Source organism: Ruminococcus hominis, assembly GCF_014287355.1.
GTDB lineage: Bacteria > Bacillota > Clostridia > Lachnospirales > Lachnospiraceae > Schaedlerella > Schaedlerella hominis.
On sequence record NZ_JACOPE010000001.1, the window covers coordinates 1,073,424 to 1,092,148 of the forward strand.

The following is an 18,725-nucleotide window of genomic DNA, read 5'->3' on the forward strand; positions in this document are numbered from 1 at the left end:
AAAGGGGACGGAAGATGGAGAAGTGGTTTGTGACGATGAAGAAGGCGGATTTTTATCAGATTGGTGAAATGTTTCAGATTTCTCCCATTCTTGCACGCCTGATCCGAAATCGTGAGATGGTAACAAAGGATGAAATCGAGTTTTATCTAAATGGAACGATAGCCGATCTGTATGATGGAATGTTAATGAAAGATATGGATAAGGCAGTCACAATATTAAAAGAAAAAATCCAGGCAAATGAGCCGATCCGTGTAATAGGAGACTATGATATTGACGGTGTCAATGCGACATACATTTTACAGGAAGGAATCTCGAATCTTGGCGGGGATGTCGATACGGATATCCCGGACAGGATCAAGGATGGATATGGGCTGAATAAAGCGTTGATCGATCGTGCGATCGAAGATGGGATTGACACAATCATAACCTGCGACAATGGCATTGCGGCGATGGATGAAATCGCATATGGCAAACAGCAAGGCTTAACGATCATTGTGACAGATCATCATGAAGTACCTTATATAGATGTCGGGGACGGAAAAGAGTATTTATTACCACATGCAGATGCGGTGATAGACCCGCACAGGGAAGATTGTCCATATCCATTTAAAGGGCTGTGCGGGGCTGCGGTTTCTTATAAACTGATAGAAGCTCTTTATGGTGTGATGCAAAAGGATGCGGAAGATGTTGATTATTTGATGGAAAATGTTGCGATTGCGACGATTGGCGATGTGATGGATTTGACCGGAGAAAATCGCATTTTCGTAAAACAGGGATTAGAAATGCTTAAAAGAACGAGCAATGAAGGCTTGAAAGCATTGATGGAATGTACCGGTGTGCCGGTGGATTCTTTGAATGCGTATCACATCGGATTTGTGATTGGGCCATGCATCAACGCAGGCGGGCGTCTGGATACAGCGAAGAGAGCTTTGAATTTGTTAAATGCAAAGACAAGAAGAGAAGCGGTGATGCTTGCGGAAGATTTGAAAGCGCTCAATGACAGCCGAAAGGAAATGACAGAAAAAGGCGTGGAACAGGCGGTTGCTTTGATTGAAAATACTTCATTAAAAGAAGATAAGGTGCTGGTTGTCTATTTGCCGGACTGTCATGAAAGTATAGCCGGTATCATTGCGGGGCGTATCCGTGAGAAATATTATCGTCCGGTATTTGTGCTGACACAGGGCGAAGAGGATGTAAAGGGGTCCGGTCGCTCAATTGAGGCTTATAATATGTTTGAAGAAATGAATAAATGCAGGGCATTGTTTACAAAATTCGGAGGACATAAGCTGGCAGCCGGATTATCTTTGAAAGAAGAAAATGTGGAACGATTCCGCGAGTCGATCAATGAATGTGCAAATCTGACAGAGGATGATCTGACAGAAAAAATTTCGATTGACATGCAGCTCCCACTTCGATATGTGAACGAAAGTCTGATTCAGGAGCTGGAGCTTTTGGAACCATTTGGCAAGGGAAATCCAAAACCATTATTTGCAGAGAAAAATCTGAAGGTGATCGATCCTCGTATTATCGGAAAGAATAAAAACGTATTGAAATTCAAGGTGCAGGACAAAGACGGATATGAAATGGATGCGATCTGTTTTGGTGATGTAGAAGGATGCCTGGAAACGATTGAGCAAAGTGAAACGATGGCATTTACTTATTATCCATCGATCAATGAATTTCGAGGTGAGAGAACGATTCAAATGGTAGTTCAGAATTATAATCCTTCAAAGTAAGCTTTGACTTAAAAAGCGCTTGATAAGCTGGAAAAAACAGATTATTTACAATTTTGAAAAAAATGCTATACTATTTACATATATGCATATTACAAATGAGAACAAAAGGGGGAATTTTGATGGCAGGGACATTAGAATATCAATTATTGAATAAAAATTTGGAGATCGTTGATGGTCATGCCGTCAAAAATCCGGAAGATTATCAAGACCCGGAAAAGTTATATCAGGCATTGATCGCCAGAGTGACCAAATATCATCCGTCTGCCGATATTTCATTGATTGAAAAGGCCTATAAGATTGCGAGTGAAGCACATAAGGAGCAGTTTAGAAAGTCAGGAGAACCCTACATCATTCATCCTTTGTGGGTAGGGATCATACTGGCAGACCTTGAGATGGATAAAGAGACGATCGTTGCAGGAATGCTTCATGATGTCGTGGAAGATACCGTGATGACACTGGATGATATTACGAGAGAATTCGGCTCAGAGGTGGCTCTTCTTGTAGATGGTGTTACAAAGCTGGGACAATTGTCTTATTCGAAAGATAAACTGGAAGTTCAGGCAGAGAACCTGCGTAAGATGTTTCTGGCTATGGCTAAGGATATCCGTGTCATTATTATCAAACTGGCAGACCGTCTGCATAATATGCGTACATTGGAATTTATGACACCGGAGAAGCAGCAGGAGAAGGCGCGCGAGACGATGGATATTTATGCACCGATCGCACAGCGTCTGGGTATTTCTAAGATTAAGATTGAGTTGGATGACCTTTCATTAAAGTATTCGAATCCACAAGTGTATTATCAGCTTGTAAGAGATCTCAATGAACGTAAGACAAAGCGCGAAGAATTTGTGCAACAGATTGTTGCAGAAGTGTCAAAACATATGGAGAATGCAAACATCAAAGCGAAGGTATACGGAAGAGTAAAGCATTTCTTCAGCATTTATAAGAAGATGGTAAATCAGAACAAGACATTGGATCAGATTTATGATTTGTTTGCGGTTCGTATTATCGTTGACACAGTAAAGGACTGTTATGCAGCTTTGGGTGTGATCCATGAGATGTATACACCGGTTCCGGGAAGATTTAAGGATTATATTGCGATGCCAAAGGCGAATATGTATCAGTCCCTTCATACGACTTTGATCGGACCATCCGGACAGCCGTTTGAGATTCAGATCCGTACAGAAGAGATGCACAAGACAGCTGAGTATGGTATTGCTGCTCATTGGAAATATAAAGAGAGCGGAGATGGAACGAAGGGTGTAGCAAAGAACCAGGAAGAAGAGAAGTTGAGCTGGCTGCGTCAGATTCTGGAGTGGCAGCGTGACATGTCAGATAACAGAGAATTTTTAAGTCTGTTGAAAGGTGATTTGGATCTCTTTACAGAAGACGTGTACTGCTTCACTCCGAACGGAGATGTGAAGAATCTGCCGAATGGCTCTACACCTGTGGATTTTGCGTATGCAATCCATAGTGCAGTGGGCAATAAGATGGTCGGAGCACGAGTGAATGGAAAGCTTGTAAACATTGATTATAAAATTCAGAATGGTGACCGTATTGAGATATTGACGTCACAGAATTCGAAGGGACCAAGCAGAGATTGGCTGAATATTGTAAAGAGTACACAGGCAAAGAGCAAGATCAACCAATGGTTTAAGAAAGAGTTTAAGGAAGAGAATATTGTTCGAGGACGAGAACTGATTGCAGCATATTGTAAGGCAAAAGCAATCAACCTGGCAGATGTCAGTAAGCCAAAATATTTACAGATCGTGCAGCAGAAATATGGATTCCGTGACTGGGAATCTGTATTGGCGGCAATTGGTCATGGAGGACTCAAAGAGGGACAGGTTGTGAACCGTTTGCTGGAAGAATATCAGAAGGATCACAAAAAAGAAATTACAGACGAGACGATTTTGGAGACATTATCAGGAGTGCCATCTCAGAAGGTTCATATTGCAAAATCGAAGAGTGGGATTATTGTCAAAGGAATCGATGATATGGCAGTGCGTTTTTCGAAATGCTGTAATCCGGTTCCGGGAGATGAGATTGTTGGTTTTGTAACCCGTGGTCGTGGTATGTCTATCCATCGTACAGATTGTGTGAATATGCTTCATTTGTCTGCGGCAGAGCGTGAACGTCTGATCGATGCTGAGTGGGAAGGCGCAGGTGATAATGGCGGTCAGTATCTTGCGGAGCTGAAGATGTATGCACATGACAGACAGGGGCTTTTGATGGATATTTCAAAGATATTTACAGAAGCAAAGCTGGATGTAAAATCTATGAATGTGCGTACAAGTAAAAAAGGAACAGCTACATTAGACATGGGATTTATCGTACATGGAAGAGATGAGCTGAACAGGGTTATCGACAAGCTCCGTCAGGTGGAAGGAGTACTGGATATCGAGAGAACTGCCAGCTAATAGAAAGGTGTAAACGCATGAATGCGAATCATTCAGAAAAATGAGGAGTAGTTTGTGCAGGAGGATAACATGAGAATTAAGAAATTTGTGATAGGCATGATTGGGACGAACTGCTATGTGGTAAGCAATGAGAATACAAAAGAGTGTTTTATTGTAGACCCGGCAGTTTGTGACAAGAATGTTATATCTTATATAGAAACAGAAGGATTGAGCTTGAAAGCAATCCTTCTGACACATGGACATTTTGACCATATTATGGGAATTGACGGTATGCGTGAGAAGTTTCAGGTGCCGGTGTATGCGTCTGAGAAGGAACAGGAGATATTACAGGATGCAAGGTTGAATTTGTCCGCGGCATATGGCGGAGGATATACATTTTCTGATGCAACATGTGTGCGTGATGGAGAGGAACTGGAGATTGCCGGCATGAAGATAAAAGTAATCGAGACGCCGGGACATACAGCTGGCGGATGCTGTTATTATATTGCAGAAGAAGAGGCGCTTTTTAGCGGTGACAGTTTGTTCTGCGCATCAATCGGGAGAACCGATTTTCCAACCGGAAGCAGTTCACAGCTTGTAAGAGCGGTGAGAGATAAACTGCTCGTGTTACCGGAAGAGACGATGGTTTATCCGGGACATATGGAAGAAACGACAATTGGATATGAGCGGAAACATAATCCGTTTATTTAAATGCTAAGATACGAATTGTTTAACAGGGGGCATTGATTAACAGAATGATTCAAATTCAATGTAAAGAAACATTATATACTTATAACTTATATCATATAACGAAAGCGTTTTTCCCAAATGCGGAAATCAAACAATGTGTCGATGCAGAGCAAGAACCGTTGGTCCGGATTGAGCTGGATGACGGCTCTTGTTTTTTGCTGGATGCGAAGGAGTTTGAGGAGAATCAAAAGAAGGAAGATGCACAGGAGAAGAAAAAAATAGTAACTAAAATGGTGTACCGGTTTTTATCTGAAAAGACAGGGCAGGAGATGGCGTGGGGAATGCTTACCGGAGTTCGCCCGACAAAGCTTGCGATGCATCAGATGGAAAATGGAATGAACGAAGCACAGGCAAAAGCATTTTTACAGGAAGTGTATTGTGTGTCAGAGAAGAAAGCAGGGCTGGCTGTTGATATTGCATGCAGAGAGAAGACATTGCTTAGCAAACTGGATTATCTAAATGGGTTTAGTTTATATGTTGGAATTCCATTTTGCCCAAGCATCTGCTCTTATTGTTCATTTAGTTCTTCACCGATTGATGTGTGGAGTCCACGTATGGATGATTATCTGAATGCACTTTGCATCGAGCTTCGCCATATCGCAAAAGAGACAGAAGGAAAGACGCTCAATACGATTTATATCGGAGGAGGAACGCCGACAACTCTTACAGCCAAGCAGTTGGAAAAATTGTTAAATGTAGTTGATGAGTTATTCTTAAATGAAGAACGTGGCGCAGAGCTTTTGGAATATACGGTGGAAGCGGGAAGACCTGATAGTATTACGAAAGAAAAACTGGAAGTGATATGCAGGCATCCGGTGACACGTATTTCGGTTAATCCGCAGACAATGCAGCAGAAAACGTTGGATCTTGTTGGAAGAAAACATACCGTTCAGGCTGTGAAGGATATTTTCCACCTCGCAAGAGAGCTGGGATTTGACAACATTAATATGGACCTTATTGCAGGACTTCCGGGAGAAAATGCAGAAGATATGAGAGATACACTTCGCCAGATTGAAGAATTATCTCCGGATAGTCTGACAGTACATTCTCTGGCAATCAAACGTGCTGCCAGAATGGCACAGGAACAGCCGGTGAGAGATTTGCACACAGAAATCACAGAGATGGTAGAGGACGCGGCAAAAACGGCAGAAAAGCTTGGATTAGTTCCGTATTATTTATATAGACAGAAAAATATTGCGGGTAATTTCGAAAATGTCGGTTATGCAAAAGCCGATAAAGCAGGAATTTACAATATACTGATCATGGAAGAAAAACAAACTATTTATGCAGCCGGGGCAGGCGCAACAACAAAGATTGTGTTACCTGAAAAAATTAAGACAGAAAATGGGAAAGAAACAAATCTGATCCGTATAGAAAATGTAAAGAATATTGAAGAGTATATTGCTCGTATTGATGAGATGATCAAACGGAAAAGCAATTGACATACTATAACACAAAAACTATAATAGTGAGAGGTGAAAGTAGGGGAATACCGGCAGTAAAGGCGAGATGAAGAGAAAAGTTGAAAGTCTTGTCCTTCTGCGGACAGACTCTTCATGATATAGATTTTGATAAAAAGGAGAATAAATACATGGCATTAAAGAAGAAACCAGTTACAGGTATGAAGGACATGATGCCGGAAGAGATGGAAATCCGGGATTATGTGATTGGATTGATCCAGGAGACTTACAAGTCATTTGGATTTTCCAGAATTGAGACACCATGTGTAGAACATATTGAGAACCTTTGCAGTAAGCAGGGAGGAGACAATGAAAAATTGATCTTCAAGATTTTAAAACGTGGTGAGAAACTGAAGATCGATCAGGCAAAAGAGGAAATCGACTTGGTAGATGGCGGGCTTCGTTATGACTTAACTGTTCCGCTTTCAAGATATTATTCCAATAATGCAAATGAATTGCCGGCACCATTTAAGGCACTTCAGATGGGGAATGTATGGAGAGCTGACCGTCCGCAGAGAGGACGTTTCCGTCAGTTTATGCAGTGCGATATTGATATTTTGGGCGAGCCATCTAATCTGGCTGAGATTGAGCTGATCCTGGCAACATCTACATTGCTTGGAAAACTTGATTTCCATAACTTTACAATCCGTATCAATGACCGCCGATTCTTAAAAGCAATGGCTGCATACAGCGGATTTGAAGAGAAAGATTATGATAGCGTATTCATTACTCTGGATAAGATGGACAAGATTGGTCTGGATGGAGTTCAGAAGGAGTTAGAGGAAAATGGCTATGCGAAAGAATCAGTCGAAAAATATCTTCAGATTTTTAAAGAGATTACGAACGATGTCGAGGGCGTACGCTGGTGTAAAGAGAAACTGGCTGGGTATCTCCCGGAAGAAGCGGCACAGTCGCTGGAGATGATCATTACAAGTGTAGAAAGTGCGAAAGAGGCTGAGTTTAAGATGAGCTTTGATCCAACACTTGTAAGAGGTATGTCTTATTATACAGGAACAATTTTTGAGATTTCAATGGACGAGTTCGGCGGTTCTGTCGGAGGCGGCGGACGCTATGATGAGATGATCGGTAAGTTTACCGGTCAGGATACACCGGCGGTTGGATTTTCAATTGGATTTGAGCGTATTGTTATGCTGCTTTTGGAACGTGGATACAAGATCCCGACAACGAAGGTGAAAAAAGCATATTTGCTTGAGAAGAAGCTTCCACAGGAAAAAATCCTGGAAGTATTAGAGGCTGCAAAAACTGAGCGTGCTGCAGGAAAACAGATCATGCTTTTGAATATGAAGAAGAATAAGAAATTCCAGAAAGAGCAGCTTCAGCAGCAGGGATATGAAGAAATCGTAGAAGTTTTCAACAGATAATATAAAAACGAAAAGAAAAGAGGAACAAAGTAATGGCAGAATCAATGCAGGGATTACATCGTACACATCGTTGTGGTGAGCTTTCTGCGGCTAATGTCGGAGAGACAGTTACAATTATGGGATGGGTTCAGAAGAATCGTAATAAAGGAGGTCTTGTATTCGTTGATGTACGTGACCGTTCAGGAATTATTCAGGTGGTATTTGAAGATGGTTCATGTGATGCGGATTTGATTGCAAGAGCAGCAAGTCTTCGTTCTGAATATGTAGTAGCAATTGTAGGTAAGGTTGAAAAACGTTCAGGTGCAGTGAATGAGAATCTTGCAACAGGGGAGATTGAAGTGATTCCGGAACAGATGAGAATTTTATCTGAGTCCGAGACACCTCCGTTCCCAATTGAGGAGAACTCTAAAACAAAAGAGGACTTACGTTTGAAATATCGTTATCTGGACTTAAGAAGACCGGATCTTCAGCGCAATTTAATGATGAGAAGTAAGATTGCAACACTGACTCGTCAGTTCCTTGCAGATGAGGGATTTCTTGAGATTGAAACACCAATCCTTGGTAAGACTACACCGGAAGGAGCAAGAGATTATCTTGTACCTAGCCGTATTCATCCAGGAAGCTTCTACGGACTTCCACAGTCACCACAGCTGTACAAACAGCTTTTGATGTGTTCTGGATATGATCGTTATTTCCAGATTGCAAAATGTTTCCGTGACGAGGATTTACGTGCAGACAGACAGCCTGAATTTACACAGATCGATATGGAGCTTTCTTTTGTAGATGAAGAAGATGTTATGAGTATCAATGAAAGACTTCTTGCTAAATTATTTAAAGAGGTTCTTGATATTGATGTAGAGCTTCCAATTCAGAGAATGACATGGCAGGAAGCAATGGATCGTTTCGGTTCTGATAAACCGGATATCCGTTTTGGTATGGAACTTGTAAATGTGACAGAGACAGTAAAAGACAGTGAATTTGTTGTATTTAAAGGCGCTATTGAGAATGGCGGAACTGTTCGTGGTATCAACGCCAAAGGTCAGGGCTCAATGCCTCGTAAGAAGATTGATAAGCTTGTAAGTTTTGCAAAAGATTATGGCGCAAAAGGACTTGCTTACATTGCAATCCAGGAAGACGGAACTGTAAAATCTTCATTTGCTAAATTTATGAGCGAAGAAGAGATGCAGAATCTGATCAAAGCAATGGACGGAGAAAACGGAGACCTTCTTCTTTTCGCAGCAGACAAGAATAAGGTTGTATGGGATGTTTTAGGTGCATTACGTCTGGAACTTGCCCGTCAGTTAGAACTTTTGGATAAGAATGAATACAAATTCCTGTGGATCACAGAATTTCCACTTCTTGAGTGGAGCGAGGAACAGAATCGTTATACAGCGATGCATCATCCATTTACAATGCCGATGGAAGAAGACTGGCAGTATATCGACACAGATCCGGGACGTGTTCGTGCGAAAGCGTATGATATTACATTGAATGGTAATGAGATTGGTGGAGGAAGTATCCGAATCCATCAGAACGATATTCAGGAGAAGATGTTTGAAGTACTTGGATTTACAAAAGAAGAGGCTTATCGTCAGTTCTCATTTTTGTTAGATGCATTTAAATACGGAGTACCGCCTCACGCCGGACTTGCTTATGGTCTGGACCGTCTGGTTATGCTGATGGCAAAAGTAGACAGCATTCGTGACGTAATGGCATTCCCGAAAGTAAAAGATGCTTCATGCCTTATGACAAATGCACCGAGTCAGGCTGATGATAAACAGCTTGCTGAACTTGGGCTGGAGTTGAGACCGGAAGAAGAAAGTTCTGAAGAATAAATAATAGAAAAATTTCGAAAAATATAAAAAAATAGAAAAATAGTGTTGACAGACGGAGGAAAGTCGTGTATAGTATATTTTGTTCTGACAAAGAACTATATATGCGACAGTGGCTCAGCTGGTAGAGTACGACCTTGCCAAGGTCGGGGTCGCGGGTTCGAACCCCGTCTGTCGCTCTCTTTTGAGGAGGAGTGATGCAACATGTTGCATTGCTTCTTTTTTTATAATGTTTAGCGAGGGATTATAGGATGATAAAAGCAGTATTATTTGATATGGATGGCGTGATTTTTGATACAGAGCGTATCAACGCAAAAGGATGGAAGAAGGTAGCAGCGAGAAATAAAATCGCTTTGACAGATGAACGAATCGGAATGCTTCGAGGAAGAACTGCGGATGTGGCGAGAAATTTATTTCACGAATGGTTTGGAGACGAGGTGGATTATGATGAAGCAAGAGGTGCGAGATTAGAAATGCTGATGCAGCATTTGGACGAGCATGGAACACCGTTAAAGCCTGGTGTCAGAGAAATTTTTAGCTACTTAAAAGAAAATCATATAAAAACAGCACTTGCAACATCAACACAGAGGGAGCGAGTGGAAATGTATTTTGAAAAAGGAAATCTGCCACTGCAATTTGATGCGACAGTATGTGGACGCGAGGTTAAGAATGGTAAGCCTGCTCCGGATGTATTTTTGAAGGCGGCAGAATTGCTTGGCCTTGAGCCGGGAGAATGTCTTGTGATTGAAGACAGCTATAATGGGATACGTGCTGCAAATGCAGCGGGATGTCAGGTTGTTATGGTTCCGGATATGGACGAGCCGACCGAAGAAACAAAGGCAGTTTGTACACAAACATTGGAGTCTTTGTATGATGTAATCCGGTATTTAGATGAATTAAAGGAATTGTCAGAAAAATAAAGAAAAATTCAGATATACAAAATGAAAAAAAGAGTTGACAATAGAGTCTGTATCGTGTATAGTAGTTATTGTTCTGATGCAGAACAGCTAACATATGCGACAGTGGCTCAGCTGGTAGAGTACGACCTTGCCAAGGTCGGGGTCGCGGGTTCGAACCCCGTCTGTCGCTCTCTTATTAAGGGCAATGCGAAAGCATTGCTCTTTTGTTTTGTGTGGAAGCATTGTAGCTGGTCACAGTTACTGTAAAAGAGCCAGAAAACCCCGTCCCGAACTGGCTCTCGATAACAACTTTTTAAAAATTGTACTAGTATTTTTAAAATACCTGTGTTACAATACACAAAATGCATTAGGGTAAAGTATTAAAGCATTAACGATTTTACAAGACCTTGCAAAGTATTTATAGTAGTCAGGAGAGGAAAACATGAATACAAAAAAGATAAAAGTAGCACTATTAGGAGTTGGTACAGTTGGTACTGGTGTATATAAATTAATTCAGCGTCGTGCTGATGTGATGGTTCGGACAATTGGAGCACAGATGGAAGTAAGCAAGATCCTTGTCCATAATCTGAACAAGCAACGTGAAGGTATCGATGCTTCGCTTTTGACAGACAATTGGCAGGAGATTGTAAATGATCCGGAAATTCAGATTGTCGTAGAAGTGATGGGTGGAATCGAGCCGGCGAGAACGATGATACTTGAAGCATTGCATGCAGGAAAGCATGTTGTGACGGCAAACAAGGATCTCTTAGCTGCACATGGAAAAGAGTTGTTGGATGCTGCGGAAGAAAAGCATTGTGATTTGTTGTTTGAGGCGGCAGTGGCAGGCGGAATTCCAATTATCCGACCATTGAAGCAGTGTCTTGCGGGAAATGAGATCGATGAAGTAATCGGTATTGTAAATGGTACAACAAATTACATTTTAACAAAGATGTTTGAAGAGAACATGAGCTTTGAAGAAGCCCTGGCTAAGGCTACGGAGCTTGGATATGCGGAGGCTGATCCGACAGCGGATGTAGAAGGTCTAGATGCAGGACGTAAGGTTGCAATCATGGCATCAATCGCATTTCATTCAAGGGTTGTATTTGACGATGTCCATACAGAAGGAATCACAAAGATTACTTCAGATGATATTGCATATGCAAAAGAATTTGACAGCGTGATTAAATTACTTGGTGTTGCACATAATACTGAGGGCGGAATTGAAGTCGGGGTCTATCCGATGCTGTTGAATAAAGAACATCCTCTGGCATCCGTAAGAGATTCTTTTAATGCAGTATTTGTACATGGAGATGCAGTAGATGATGCAATGTTCTACGGACGTGGGGCAGGAGAACTTCCTACAGCAAGTGCAGTTATGGGAGATATCATTGATGTTGCCAGAAATATTGAGTATGGATGCAATGGCCGAATCAGTTGTACATGTTATAGAGAAACACCAATCAAAAAGTTTGATGAGATAGAAAATAAGTTTTTCCTTCGTATGCAGGTGAAGAACCAGCCGGGGGTGCTGGCAAGTATTGCAACGGTATTTGGAAATCATGGCGTAAGTATTGCAAGAGTTGTTCAGAAGCATATAAAAGGCGATCAGGCCGAGCTTGTTATCGTAACAGATAAGGTGAGAGAAGATTATTTGAAAAATGCACTGGAACAGTTGAGAGATAGTGAAAATATTTTTGAAATCAGCAGTGTGATCCGAGAATATTAGGAGATTATAAAACTTAAGATAAATAAAGAATTTGCTTTGGATAAAAAAGGTTAGTTACAACAAACTTCTTCGTGAGATTTATTTACAAAAAGAAAAAACTGTGTTATAACTTAATATAGCAAGCTAGCGAATGTATAGCAACAAAAAGCTGCGCTCACAGAAAAACACCATAGCAAGTAGATGTTTTTCTGTGAGCCTTATTCATGTGAAGAGGCCAAAGGAGGAAGTTTATAATGAGTTATGCAGATAAAGTATTTATCGATATGTGTAAAGATATTATAGAGAACGGGACAAGTACAGAAGGTGAGAAAGTGCGTCCGGTGTGGGAGGACGGCACATCTGCTTATACGATTAAAAAGTTTGGTGTGGTGAATCGATATGATTTATCGAAAGAATTTCCGGCGCTGACGCTGAGAAGAACAGGAATTAAGAGTTGTACAGATGAGCTTCTCTGGATCTGGCAGAAGAAGTCGAATAATATCCATGATTTGAACAGTCATATCTGGGACAGTTGGGCGGATGAGGACGGCTCAATCGGAAAAGCATACGGATATCAGATGCAGGTGAAACACCAGTATAAAGAAGGAATGATGGATCAGGTGGACCGCGTGATCTATGATTTGAAGAACAATCCGTACAGTCGTCGTATTATGACTAATATTTATGTACATCAAGATCTGCATGAGATGAATCTTTATCCATGTGCATACAGTATGACATTTAATGTGACAAAGGAAGCGGGAAGTGATAAGCTTACTTTGAATGGAATCCTCAACCAGCGTTCTCAGGATGTTCTGGCAGCAAATAACTGGAACGTTTGTCAGTATGCAGTTCTTTTACACATGCTGGCACAGGTTTGTGATATGAAGGTAGGAGAATTTGTACATGTCATTGCAGATGCACATATTTATGACAGACACGTGCCGCTTATCAAGGAATTGATATCAAGAGAGCCGCTTCCGGCACCGACATTCTGGTTAAATCCGGAAGTAAAAGATTTTTACGATTTCACACCGGATGATGTAAGACTGGATAATTATGAAACACATCCACAGATTAAAAATATTCCGATAGCAGTGTAGGAGGTTTTAGATAATGAATGCAATAGCAGCAGTAGATGCAAACTGGGCAATAGGAAATAAAAACAGACTTTTAACAAGTATTCCGGCGGATATGAAGTTCTTCAGAGAGAAGACAATGGGACATGTTGTTGTAATGGGAAGAAAAACTTTGGAAAGCTTCCCAAACGGGCTGCCTCTTAAGAACAGAGTTAATATCGTGTTGACAGCGAACCGTTCTTATAAAGTGAAAGATGCGGTTATCGTGCATACAAAAGAAGAATTGTTGGAAGAATTAAAAAAATATGATTCAAATGAGCTGTATGTAATCGGAGGAGGAAGCATTTACGAGATGCTGATCCCATATTGTGATACAGCGTATATCACAAAGATCGATCATGCATATGCAGCAGATACGTATTTCCCAAATCTGGATCAGATGGATGATTGGGAGATGACGGAGGTCAGTGAGGAGCAGACTTGTTTTGATTTGGAATATGTATTCGCAAAATATGAACGCAAATAATCAAAAAATAAATAAAAAGAAGAAAAGAAATTTTATATTCAGAGGTGTGAGTATACTCTGTACAATAGCATTTCTGGTCAGTGGATTATGCGGCTGTACAGCAGATGACAATGGAGAAGAAAATCATCCAAAAGACCAGAAGAAGCTTCGGGTCGTGACAACTATTTTCCCGCAGTACGATTTTGTACGGCAGATAGCGGGAGATAATGTGTCACTAACCATGCTTTTGAAACCAGGAGAGGAAACACATTCTTACGAACCAACACCACAGGATATCATTGCAATCCAGAATGCAGACTTGTTTATTTATGTCGGCGGAGAGAATGACGAGTGGGTGGAAGATATTTTGGAATCACCGGAGATGGAAGATGTGAAGAGACTTCGTCTGGTAGATTGTGTTGGAAATATTCTTGCAGAAGAGCATGTGGAAGGAATGAAGGAAGAGCGCGGGCATTCTCATGAAGATGAGGAAGAGGAGAGCCACGATGAAGAGGAACATTTTCTTCATTCTGCAGAAGAAACGGAAGAAGAGCATAATGAGCATGTACACACGATGGATGAGCATGTCTGGACATCACCGTGCAATGCGATTGACATTGTAGAGCATATCACAGAGGAATTATGTTCTTTGGATCCAGAGCATGGACAGACATATAAAGATAATGCAGAAGCGTATGAGACACAGTTGAAGGAACTGGATACATCGTTTCGCAATGTAGTGAAAAATGCGAAGAATCATACACTCTTGTTTGGAGACCGTTTCCCATTTCGATATTTTGCGGCAGAGTATGGACTGGATTATTATGCAGCATTTTCGGGTTGTGCATCAGATACAGAACCAAGTGCGGCAACGATGGCATTTCTGATTAATAAGGTGAAAGAAGAACATATCCCGGTCGTGCTGAAGATGGAGCTTAGTAATGATAATATTGCAAATGCGATTGCGGAGGCGTGTGATGTTCCGGTGAAAGTATTTTACAGCAGTCATAATATTAGTGCTAAGCAGTTTGAAGCGGGAGTAACTTATTTGGATTTAATGAAAGAAAATGTAGAAACGTTAAAGGAGGCTTTGAGATAATGGCTTTGATTCAATGTGAAAATATATCAATTGCATACGAAGGTCAGACAGTCATTGAGGATTTATCATTTCAGATGGATCAAGGGGATTATCTTTGTATTGTCGGGGAGAATGGTTCCGGAAAGAGTACTTTAGTCAAGAGTCTTTTGGGGTTAAAGAGTCCGTCGAAGGGGAAAATTATTTTCGGAGATGGATTGCTTCAAAGAGAGATTGGGTACCTTCCACAGCAAAATGATGTGCAGAAGGATTTTCCGGCAAGTGTGTATGAAGTAGTATTGTCAGGACGGTTAAATGGACGTGGTTTTCATCCATTTTACAAAGCAGAGGATAAGAGGCGGGCAAAAGAAAATATGCAGCTTTTAGGAATCGATGACCTTGCAAGAAGTTGTTTTCGAGATTTGTCCGGCGGACAGAAGCAGAGAGTTCTGCTCGCAAGAGCTTTGTGTGCGACAAAGAAGCTTCTTCTTCTGGATGAGCCGGTGACAGGACTTGATCCAATCGTGACAGCAGAGTTTTATCAACTGATCAAAGAGATAAATCAGAAGTCAGGGATTGCTGTTGTGATGGTCTCTCATGATATTGAAAGTGCACTTCGAGATGCAACACACATTTTACATTTGCAGGAAAATGCAAGGTTTTTCGGGACGACAGAGGATTATAAGAAGAGTGCTGTCGGCAGACAATATATTAAAAGTGGACAGATTGATGTTCAGGAAGCGGTAGTAGAGGAACGTCTGAAACAGATGAAAGGGGGAGATAAGTCATGAATACAATGATTGAGATGCTCTCCTATCCATTTATGGTGAGGGCGTTTACAGTAGGAATTCTGGTCTCTTTATGTTCCGCACTTTTGGGCGTGAGCCTGGTATTAAAGAGGTATTCGATGATAGGCGATGGCTTGTCGCATGTGGGATTTGGCGCACTGGCAGTTGCAGCAGCGTTAAATGTAGCACCGCTGGCGGTCGCAATTCCGGTCGTGATCATTGCGGCGATACTTCTTCTTAGGGTGAACAGTAGCAGTGTGCTCAAAGGTGATTCGGCGATTGCACTGATTTCCACCAGTGCACTTGCAATCGGTGTTATGGTAATATCCATGACAACAGGAATGAATACAGATGTTTACAATTACATGTTTGGAAGTATTCTGGCAATGAGTGCAGAGGATGTCCGCATGAGTGTGATTTTATCGGTAGTCGTATTATTGTTGTATATATTTTTCTATAATAAAATATTTGCGATTACATTTGATGAAATATTTGCAAAAGCAACAGGTGTGAAAGCTGATTTATATAATACATTGATTGCAGTTCTGACAGCTGTGACAATCGTGCTCGGAATGAGAATGATGGGAACATTGCTGATTTCCAGTCTGATCATATTTCCGGCACTTACATCTATGCGAGTCTGCAAGACGTTTCGAGGAGTGATTGTAAATTCAGCGATTATTTCTGTTGTGTGCTTCTGCATTGGCATTTCGGTGTCATACTTTTTTGCAACTCCGGCAGGAGCCAGTGTGGTTGTTGTAAATCTGGCATTTCTTGGTATTTATACAATAATAGGATTTATCAGACAGCGAAAATAACGTTTGCAAACAGGACGTTTTTATAAAGGGAGGTTTTTCTATGAAACAGATTTCAGGTAATAAGTTGTTAGTAAAAGCATTGAAAGAAGAAGGGGTAGACACATTATTTGGTTATCCGGGGGCTTGTACGATCGATATCAGTGATGAGCTTTATAAACAGGATGATATACGTGTGATTCTGCCTCGACATGAGCAGGCTTTGGTTCATGCTGCCGATGCATATGCCCGTACGACAGGTAAAGTCGGAGTCTGTCTCGTAACAAGCGGACCGGGAGCGACGAACCTTGTAACAGGTCTTGCAACAGCAAACTATGACAGTGTGCCATTGGTTTGTTTTACTGGTCAGGTTTCAAGACATTTGATCGGAAACGATGCTTTTCAGGAAGTAGATATCGTAGGTATTACAAGAAGTATTACGAAGTACGGTGTTACTGTCCATAAACGTGAGGACCTGGGTCGTATTATCAAAGAAGCCTTTTATATAGCAAGAACAGGGAAACCGGGTCCGGTACTGATTGACCTTCCGAAAGATGTTATGGCAGAGCTTGGAAGTGCAGAGTACCCGAAATCTGTAAATATCCGTGGATACAAACCGACTACGGCTGTTCATATCGGACAGTTGAAACGAGCTTTGAAAATGCTTGGAAAAGCAGAACGTCCGTTATTTCTTGCAGGTGGCGGAGTAATCATTGCAGATGCAAAAGAGGCATTTAAAGAAGTTGTAGAGAAGACAAATGTACCGGTTGTTACAACTGTTATGGGACGTGGTGCGATTCCAACGAACCACCCATTGTTTATAGGAAACCTTGGTATGCACGGTGCGTATGCGGCCAATATGGCAGTTAGTGAGTGTGATCTGTTGTTCTCTATCGGAACGAGATTTAACGACCGTATTACAGGGAAATTACATGAGTTTGCCCCACATGCACAAATTATCCACATAGATATTGATACAGCGTCCATTTCGCGAAATATCCATGTTGATGTTCCGATTGTTGCAGATGCGAAAGATGCAATTACAAAAATGAATGAATATGTTGTTCCATGTAAGACGAAGAAATGGCTAGATGAGATCAATGAGTGGCAGCATGTACACCCGTTGACGATGAAAAAGCATGCAGAAATGGGACCGATGGATATTATCGGGGAGATTAACAGACAGTTTGATGAGGCAATCATTGTAACGGATGTAGGTCAGCATCAGATGTTTGCGGCACAGTTTACAGAGATTACAGAGAAGAAGCAGATTATTATGTCAGGCGGACTTGGAACGATGGGGTATGGATTCCCGGGAGCAATCGGAGCAAAACTGGGCAATCCGGATAAGCCGGTCATTATGATCTCAGGAGATGGCGGTATGCAGATGAACATTCAGGAATTTGCAACTGCAGTATTGGAAGAACTTCCTGTTATCTTATGTGTATTTAACAATACATATCTTGGAATGGTACGTCAGTGGCAGAAATTATTCTATGGAAAACGTTATGGAATGACAGATTTGCGCGCGGGTGCTTTGACAAGAAGAACAAATGGAGAAGAAAAGCCGGAGTATACACCGGACTTCATTAAGCTGGCAGAGAGTTATGGAGCAAAGGGTATACGTGTTACAAAAACAGATGAGATTGCAGCAGCATTTGAAGAGGCTAAGAAAAATACAAAAGTTCCGACATTGATTGAATTTATCATTGATCCGGAAGAAATGGTATTCCCAATGATTAAGCCGGGCGGAACATTGGAAGAAATGATCATAGAGTGTTAGGAGGACTGAAAAAATGGAGAATAGTATAAAGAAAAGATGGATTTCATTGTATGTAGAAAATCAGGTAGGTGTTCTTTCAAAAATTTCAGGACTCTTTTCCGGAAAAGCATATAACCTGGATAGTCTGACAGTAGGAACAACAGAAGATCCTACAGTATCACGAATGACGATCGCAACAGTCAGTGATGATGAAACATTTGAACAGATAAAAAAACAATTGAATCGAATGGTAGAAGTGATTAAAGTAATCGACTTTACAGATTTATTTGTCCGTATGAAAGAAATTTTATATGTAAAGGTTAAAAAATGCAGCAGAGAAGATAAGGCAGAGCTGTTTCGAATTGCAGAGACATATAAAGCAAAACCGATGGATATCGGAAGAGACAGTCTTCTGATTGAATTCGTTCAGACTGCAACAAAGAATGATGCGGTTATCAAACTGATGAAGGAAGAGTTCCAGAATATTGAAGTTGTACGTGGCGGAAGCGTTGGAATTGAGTCGATTAGCATGATGGAAAGATAAAAAAATATAAAA

Annotated in this window: 15 protein-coding genes and 2 tRNA genes; all 17 read left to right on the plus strand. The window is 41.2% G+C overall.

From position 1 onward, the window contains the following. Nucleotides 1–14 precede the first annotated feature (14 nt). The 17 genes from recJ (at nucleotide 15) to ilvN (ending at nucleotide 18,713) form a co-directional block, all read left to right on the plus strand. The gene (gene recJ / locus H8S40_RS04670) at nucleotides 15–1,736 is read left to right on the plus strand and encodes a single-stranded-DNA-specific exonuclease RecJ (protein ID WP_117991589.1); all 1,722 of its coding nucleotides are present in this window, start codon (nucleotides 15–17) and stop codon (nucleotides 1,734–1,736) included. Between the two features lie 119 nt (nucleotides 1,737–1,855). After that, entirely contained in the window at nucleotides 1,856–4,159 is a 2,304-nt protein-coding gene (locus H8S40_RS04675) for a RelA/SpoT family protein (RefSeq protein WP_186864689.1), read from the plus strand. Nucleotides 4,160–4,228: 69 nt separating this feature from the next. Continuing rightward, complete coding sequence (locus tag H8S40_RS04680) at nucleotides 4,229–4,849, plus strand: MBL fold metallo-hydrolase (RefSeq protein WP_117991594.1); 621 nt, start codon at nucleotides 4,229–4,231, stop codon at nucleotides 4,847–4,849. A 44-nt stretch (nucleotides 4,850–4,893) separates the two neighbouring features. Beyond that, complete coding sequence (gene hemZ, locus H8S40_RS04685) at nucleotides 4,894–6,330, plus strand: coproporphyrinogen dehydrogenase HemZ (RefSeq protein WP_186864690.1); 1,437 nt, start codon at nucleotides 4,894–4,896, stop codon at nucleotides 6,328–6,330. A 149-nt stretch (nucleotides 6,331–6,479) separates the two neighbouring features. Then, nucleotides 6,480–7,730, plus strand: coding sequence for a histidine--tRNA ligase (gene hisS, locus H8S40_RS04690; RefSeq protein WP_117991599.1), 1,251 nt, complete (start codon nucleotides 6,480–6,482; stop codon nucleotides 7,728–7,730). A 32-nt stretch (nucleotides 7,731–7,762) separates the two neighbouring features. Continuing rightward, entirely contained in the window at nucleotides 7,763–9,565 is a 1,803-nt protein-coding gene (gene aspS, locus H8S40_RS04695; protein WP_186864691.1) for an aspartate--tRNA ligase, read from the plus strand. A gap of 103 nt (nucleotides 9,566–9,668) precedes the next feature. Beyond that, a tRNA-Gly gene (locus H8S40_RS04700) sits at nucleotides 9,669–9,741 on the plus strand. A gap of 72 nt (nucleotides 9,742–9,813) precedes the next feature. After that, a complete protein-coding gene (locus H8S40_RS04705) occupies nucleotides 9,814–10,482 on the plus strand; it encodes an HAD family hydrolase (RefSeq protein ID WP_186864692.1) in 669 nt (222 codons plus the stop codon). A 96-nt stretch (nucleotides 10,483–10,578) separates the two neighbouring features. Further along, nucleotides 10,579–10,651, plus strand: a tRNA-Gly gene (locus tag H8S40_RS04710). A 252-nt stretch (nucleotides 10,652–10,903) separates the two neighbouring features. After that, nucleotides 10,904–12,187 carry a homoserine dehydrogenase gene (locus H8S40_RS04715; RefSeq protein ID WP_186864693.1) on the plus strand — a complete coding sequence of 428 codons (1,284 nt, stop codon included), beginning with the start codon at nucleotides 10,904–10,906 and terminating at the stop codon, nucleotides 12,185–12,187. A gap of 233 nt (nucleotides 12,188–12,420) precedes the next feature. Further along, on the plus strand, nucleotides 12,421–13,269 hold the full coding sequence (thyA, locus tag H8S40_RS04720; RefSeq protein WP_022074442.1) for a thymidylate synthase: 849 nt from the start codon (nucleotides 12,421–12,423) through the stop codon (nucleotides 13,267–13,269). 13 nt (nucleotides 13,270–13,282) lie between these two features. Next, nucleotides 13,283–13,771, plus strand: coding sequence for a dihydrofolate reductase (locus H8S40_RS04725; protein WP_117991610.1), 489 nt, complete (start codon nucleotides 13,283–13,285; stop codon nucleotides 13,769–13,771). Next, a complete protein-coding gene (locus H8S40_RS04730) occupies nucleotides 13,731–14,849 on the plus strand; it encodes a metal ABC transporter substrate-binding protein (RefSeq protein WP_243238185.1) in 1,119 nt (372 codons plus the stop codon). The genes H8S40_RS04725 and H8S40_RS04730 overlap by 41 nt, the downstream gene beginning before the upstream one ends. After that, entirely contained in the window at nucleotides 14,849–15,616 is a 768-nt protein-coding gene (locus H8S40_RS04735) for a metal ABC transporter ATP-binding protein (protein ID WP_121056674.1), read from the plus strand. The genes H8S40_RS04730 and H8S40_RS04735 overlap by 1 nt, the downstream gene beginning before the upstream one ends. After that, entirely contained in the window at nucleotides 15,613–16,431 is an 819-nt protein-coding gene (locus H8S40_RS04740) for a metal ABC transporter permease (RefSeq protein WP_117991614.1), read from the plus strand. The genes H8S40_RS04735 and H8S40_RS04740 overlap by 4 nt, the downstream gene beginning before the upstream one ends. A gap of 40 nt (nucleotides 16,432–16,471) precedes the next feature. Further along, a complete protein-coding gene (gene ilvB, locus H8S40_RS04745) occupies nucleotides 16,472–18,190 on the plus strand; it encodes a biosynthetic-type acetolactate synthase large subunit (RefSeq protein WP_121056676.1) in 1,719 nt (572 codons plus the stop codon). 13 nt (nucleotides 18,191–18,203) lie between these two features. Beyond that, nucleotides 18,204–18,713: an acetolactate synthase small subunit gene (ilvN, locus tag H8S40_RS04750; protein WP_022074448.1), complete on the plus strand. Its 510-nt coding sequence runs from the start codon at nucleotides 18,204–18,206 to the stop codon at nucleotides 18,711–18,713. The last annotated feature ends 12 nt before the right edge of the window (nucleotides 18,714–18,725 follow it).

Bases quoted from the DNA above. Each gene is read 5' to 3' on its own strand.
- ilvB (WP_121056676.1), top strand. From the start codon at position 16,472: ATGAAACAGATTTCAGGTAATAAGTTGTTAGTAAAAGCATTGAAAGAA.
- aspS (WP_186864691.1), top strand. From the start codon at position 7,763: ATGGCAGAATCAATGCAGGGATTACATCGTACACATCGTTGTGGTGAG.
- H8S40_RS04725 (WP_117991610.1), top strand. From the start codon at position 13,283: ATGAATGCAATAGCAGCAGTAGATGCAAACTGGGCAATAGGAAATAAA.
- H8S40_RS04735 (WP_121056674.1), top strand. From the start codon at position 14,849: ATGGCTTTGATTCAATGTGAAAATATATCAATTGCATACGAAGGTCAG.
- H8S40_RS04715 (WP_186864693.1), top strand. From the start codon at position 10,904: ATGAATACAAAAAAGATAAAAGTAGCACTATTAGGAGTTGGTACAGTT.
- thyA (WP_022074442.1), top strand. From the start codon at position 12,421: ATGAGTTATGCAGATAAAGTATTTATCGATATGTGTAAAGATATTATA.
- hemZ (WP_186864690.1), top strand. From the start codon at position 4,894: ATGATTCAAATTCAATGTAAAGAAACATTATATACTTATAACTTATAT.
- H8S40_RS04740 (WP_117991614.1), top strand. From the start codon at position 15,613: ATGAATACAATGATTGAGATGCTCTCCTATCCATTTATGGTGAGGGCG.
- H8S40_RS04675 (WP_186864689.1), top strand. From the start codon at position 1,856: ATGGCAGGGACATTAGAATATCAATTATTGAATAAAAATTTGGAGATC.
- H8S40_RS04680 (WP_117991594.1), top strand. From the start codon at position 4,229: ATGAGAATTAAGAAATTTGTGATAGGCATGATTGGGACGAACTGCTAT.
- hisS (WP_117991599.1), top strand. From the start codon at position 6,480: ATGGCATTAAAGAAGAAACCAGTTACAGGTATGAAGGACATGATGCCG.
- ilvN (WP_022074448.1), top strand. From the start codon at position 18,204: ATGGAGAATAGTATAAAGAAAAGATGGATTTCATTGTATGTAGAAAAT.
- H8S40_RS04705 (WP_186864692.1), top strand. From the start codon at position 9,814: ATGATAAAAGCAGTATTATTTGATATGGATGGCGTGATTTTTGATACA.
- recJ (WP_117991589.1), top strand. From the start codon at position 15: ATGGAGAAGTGGTTTGTGACGATGAAGAAGGCGGATTTTTATCAGATT.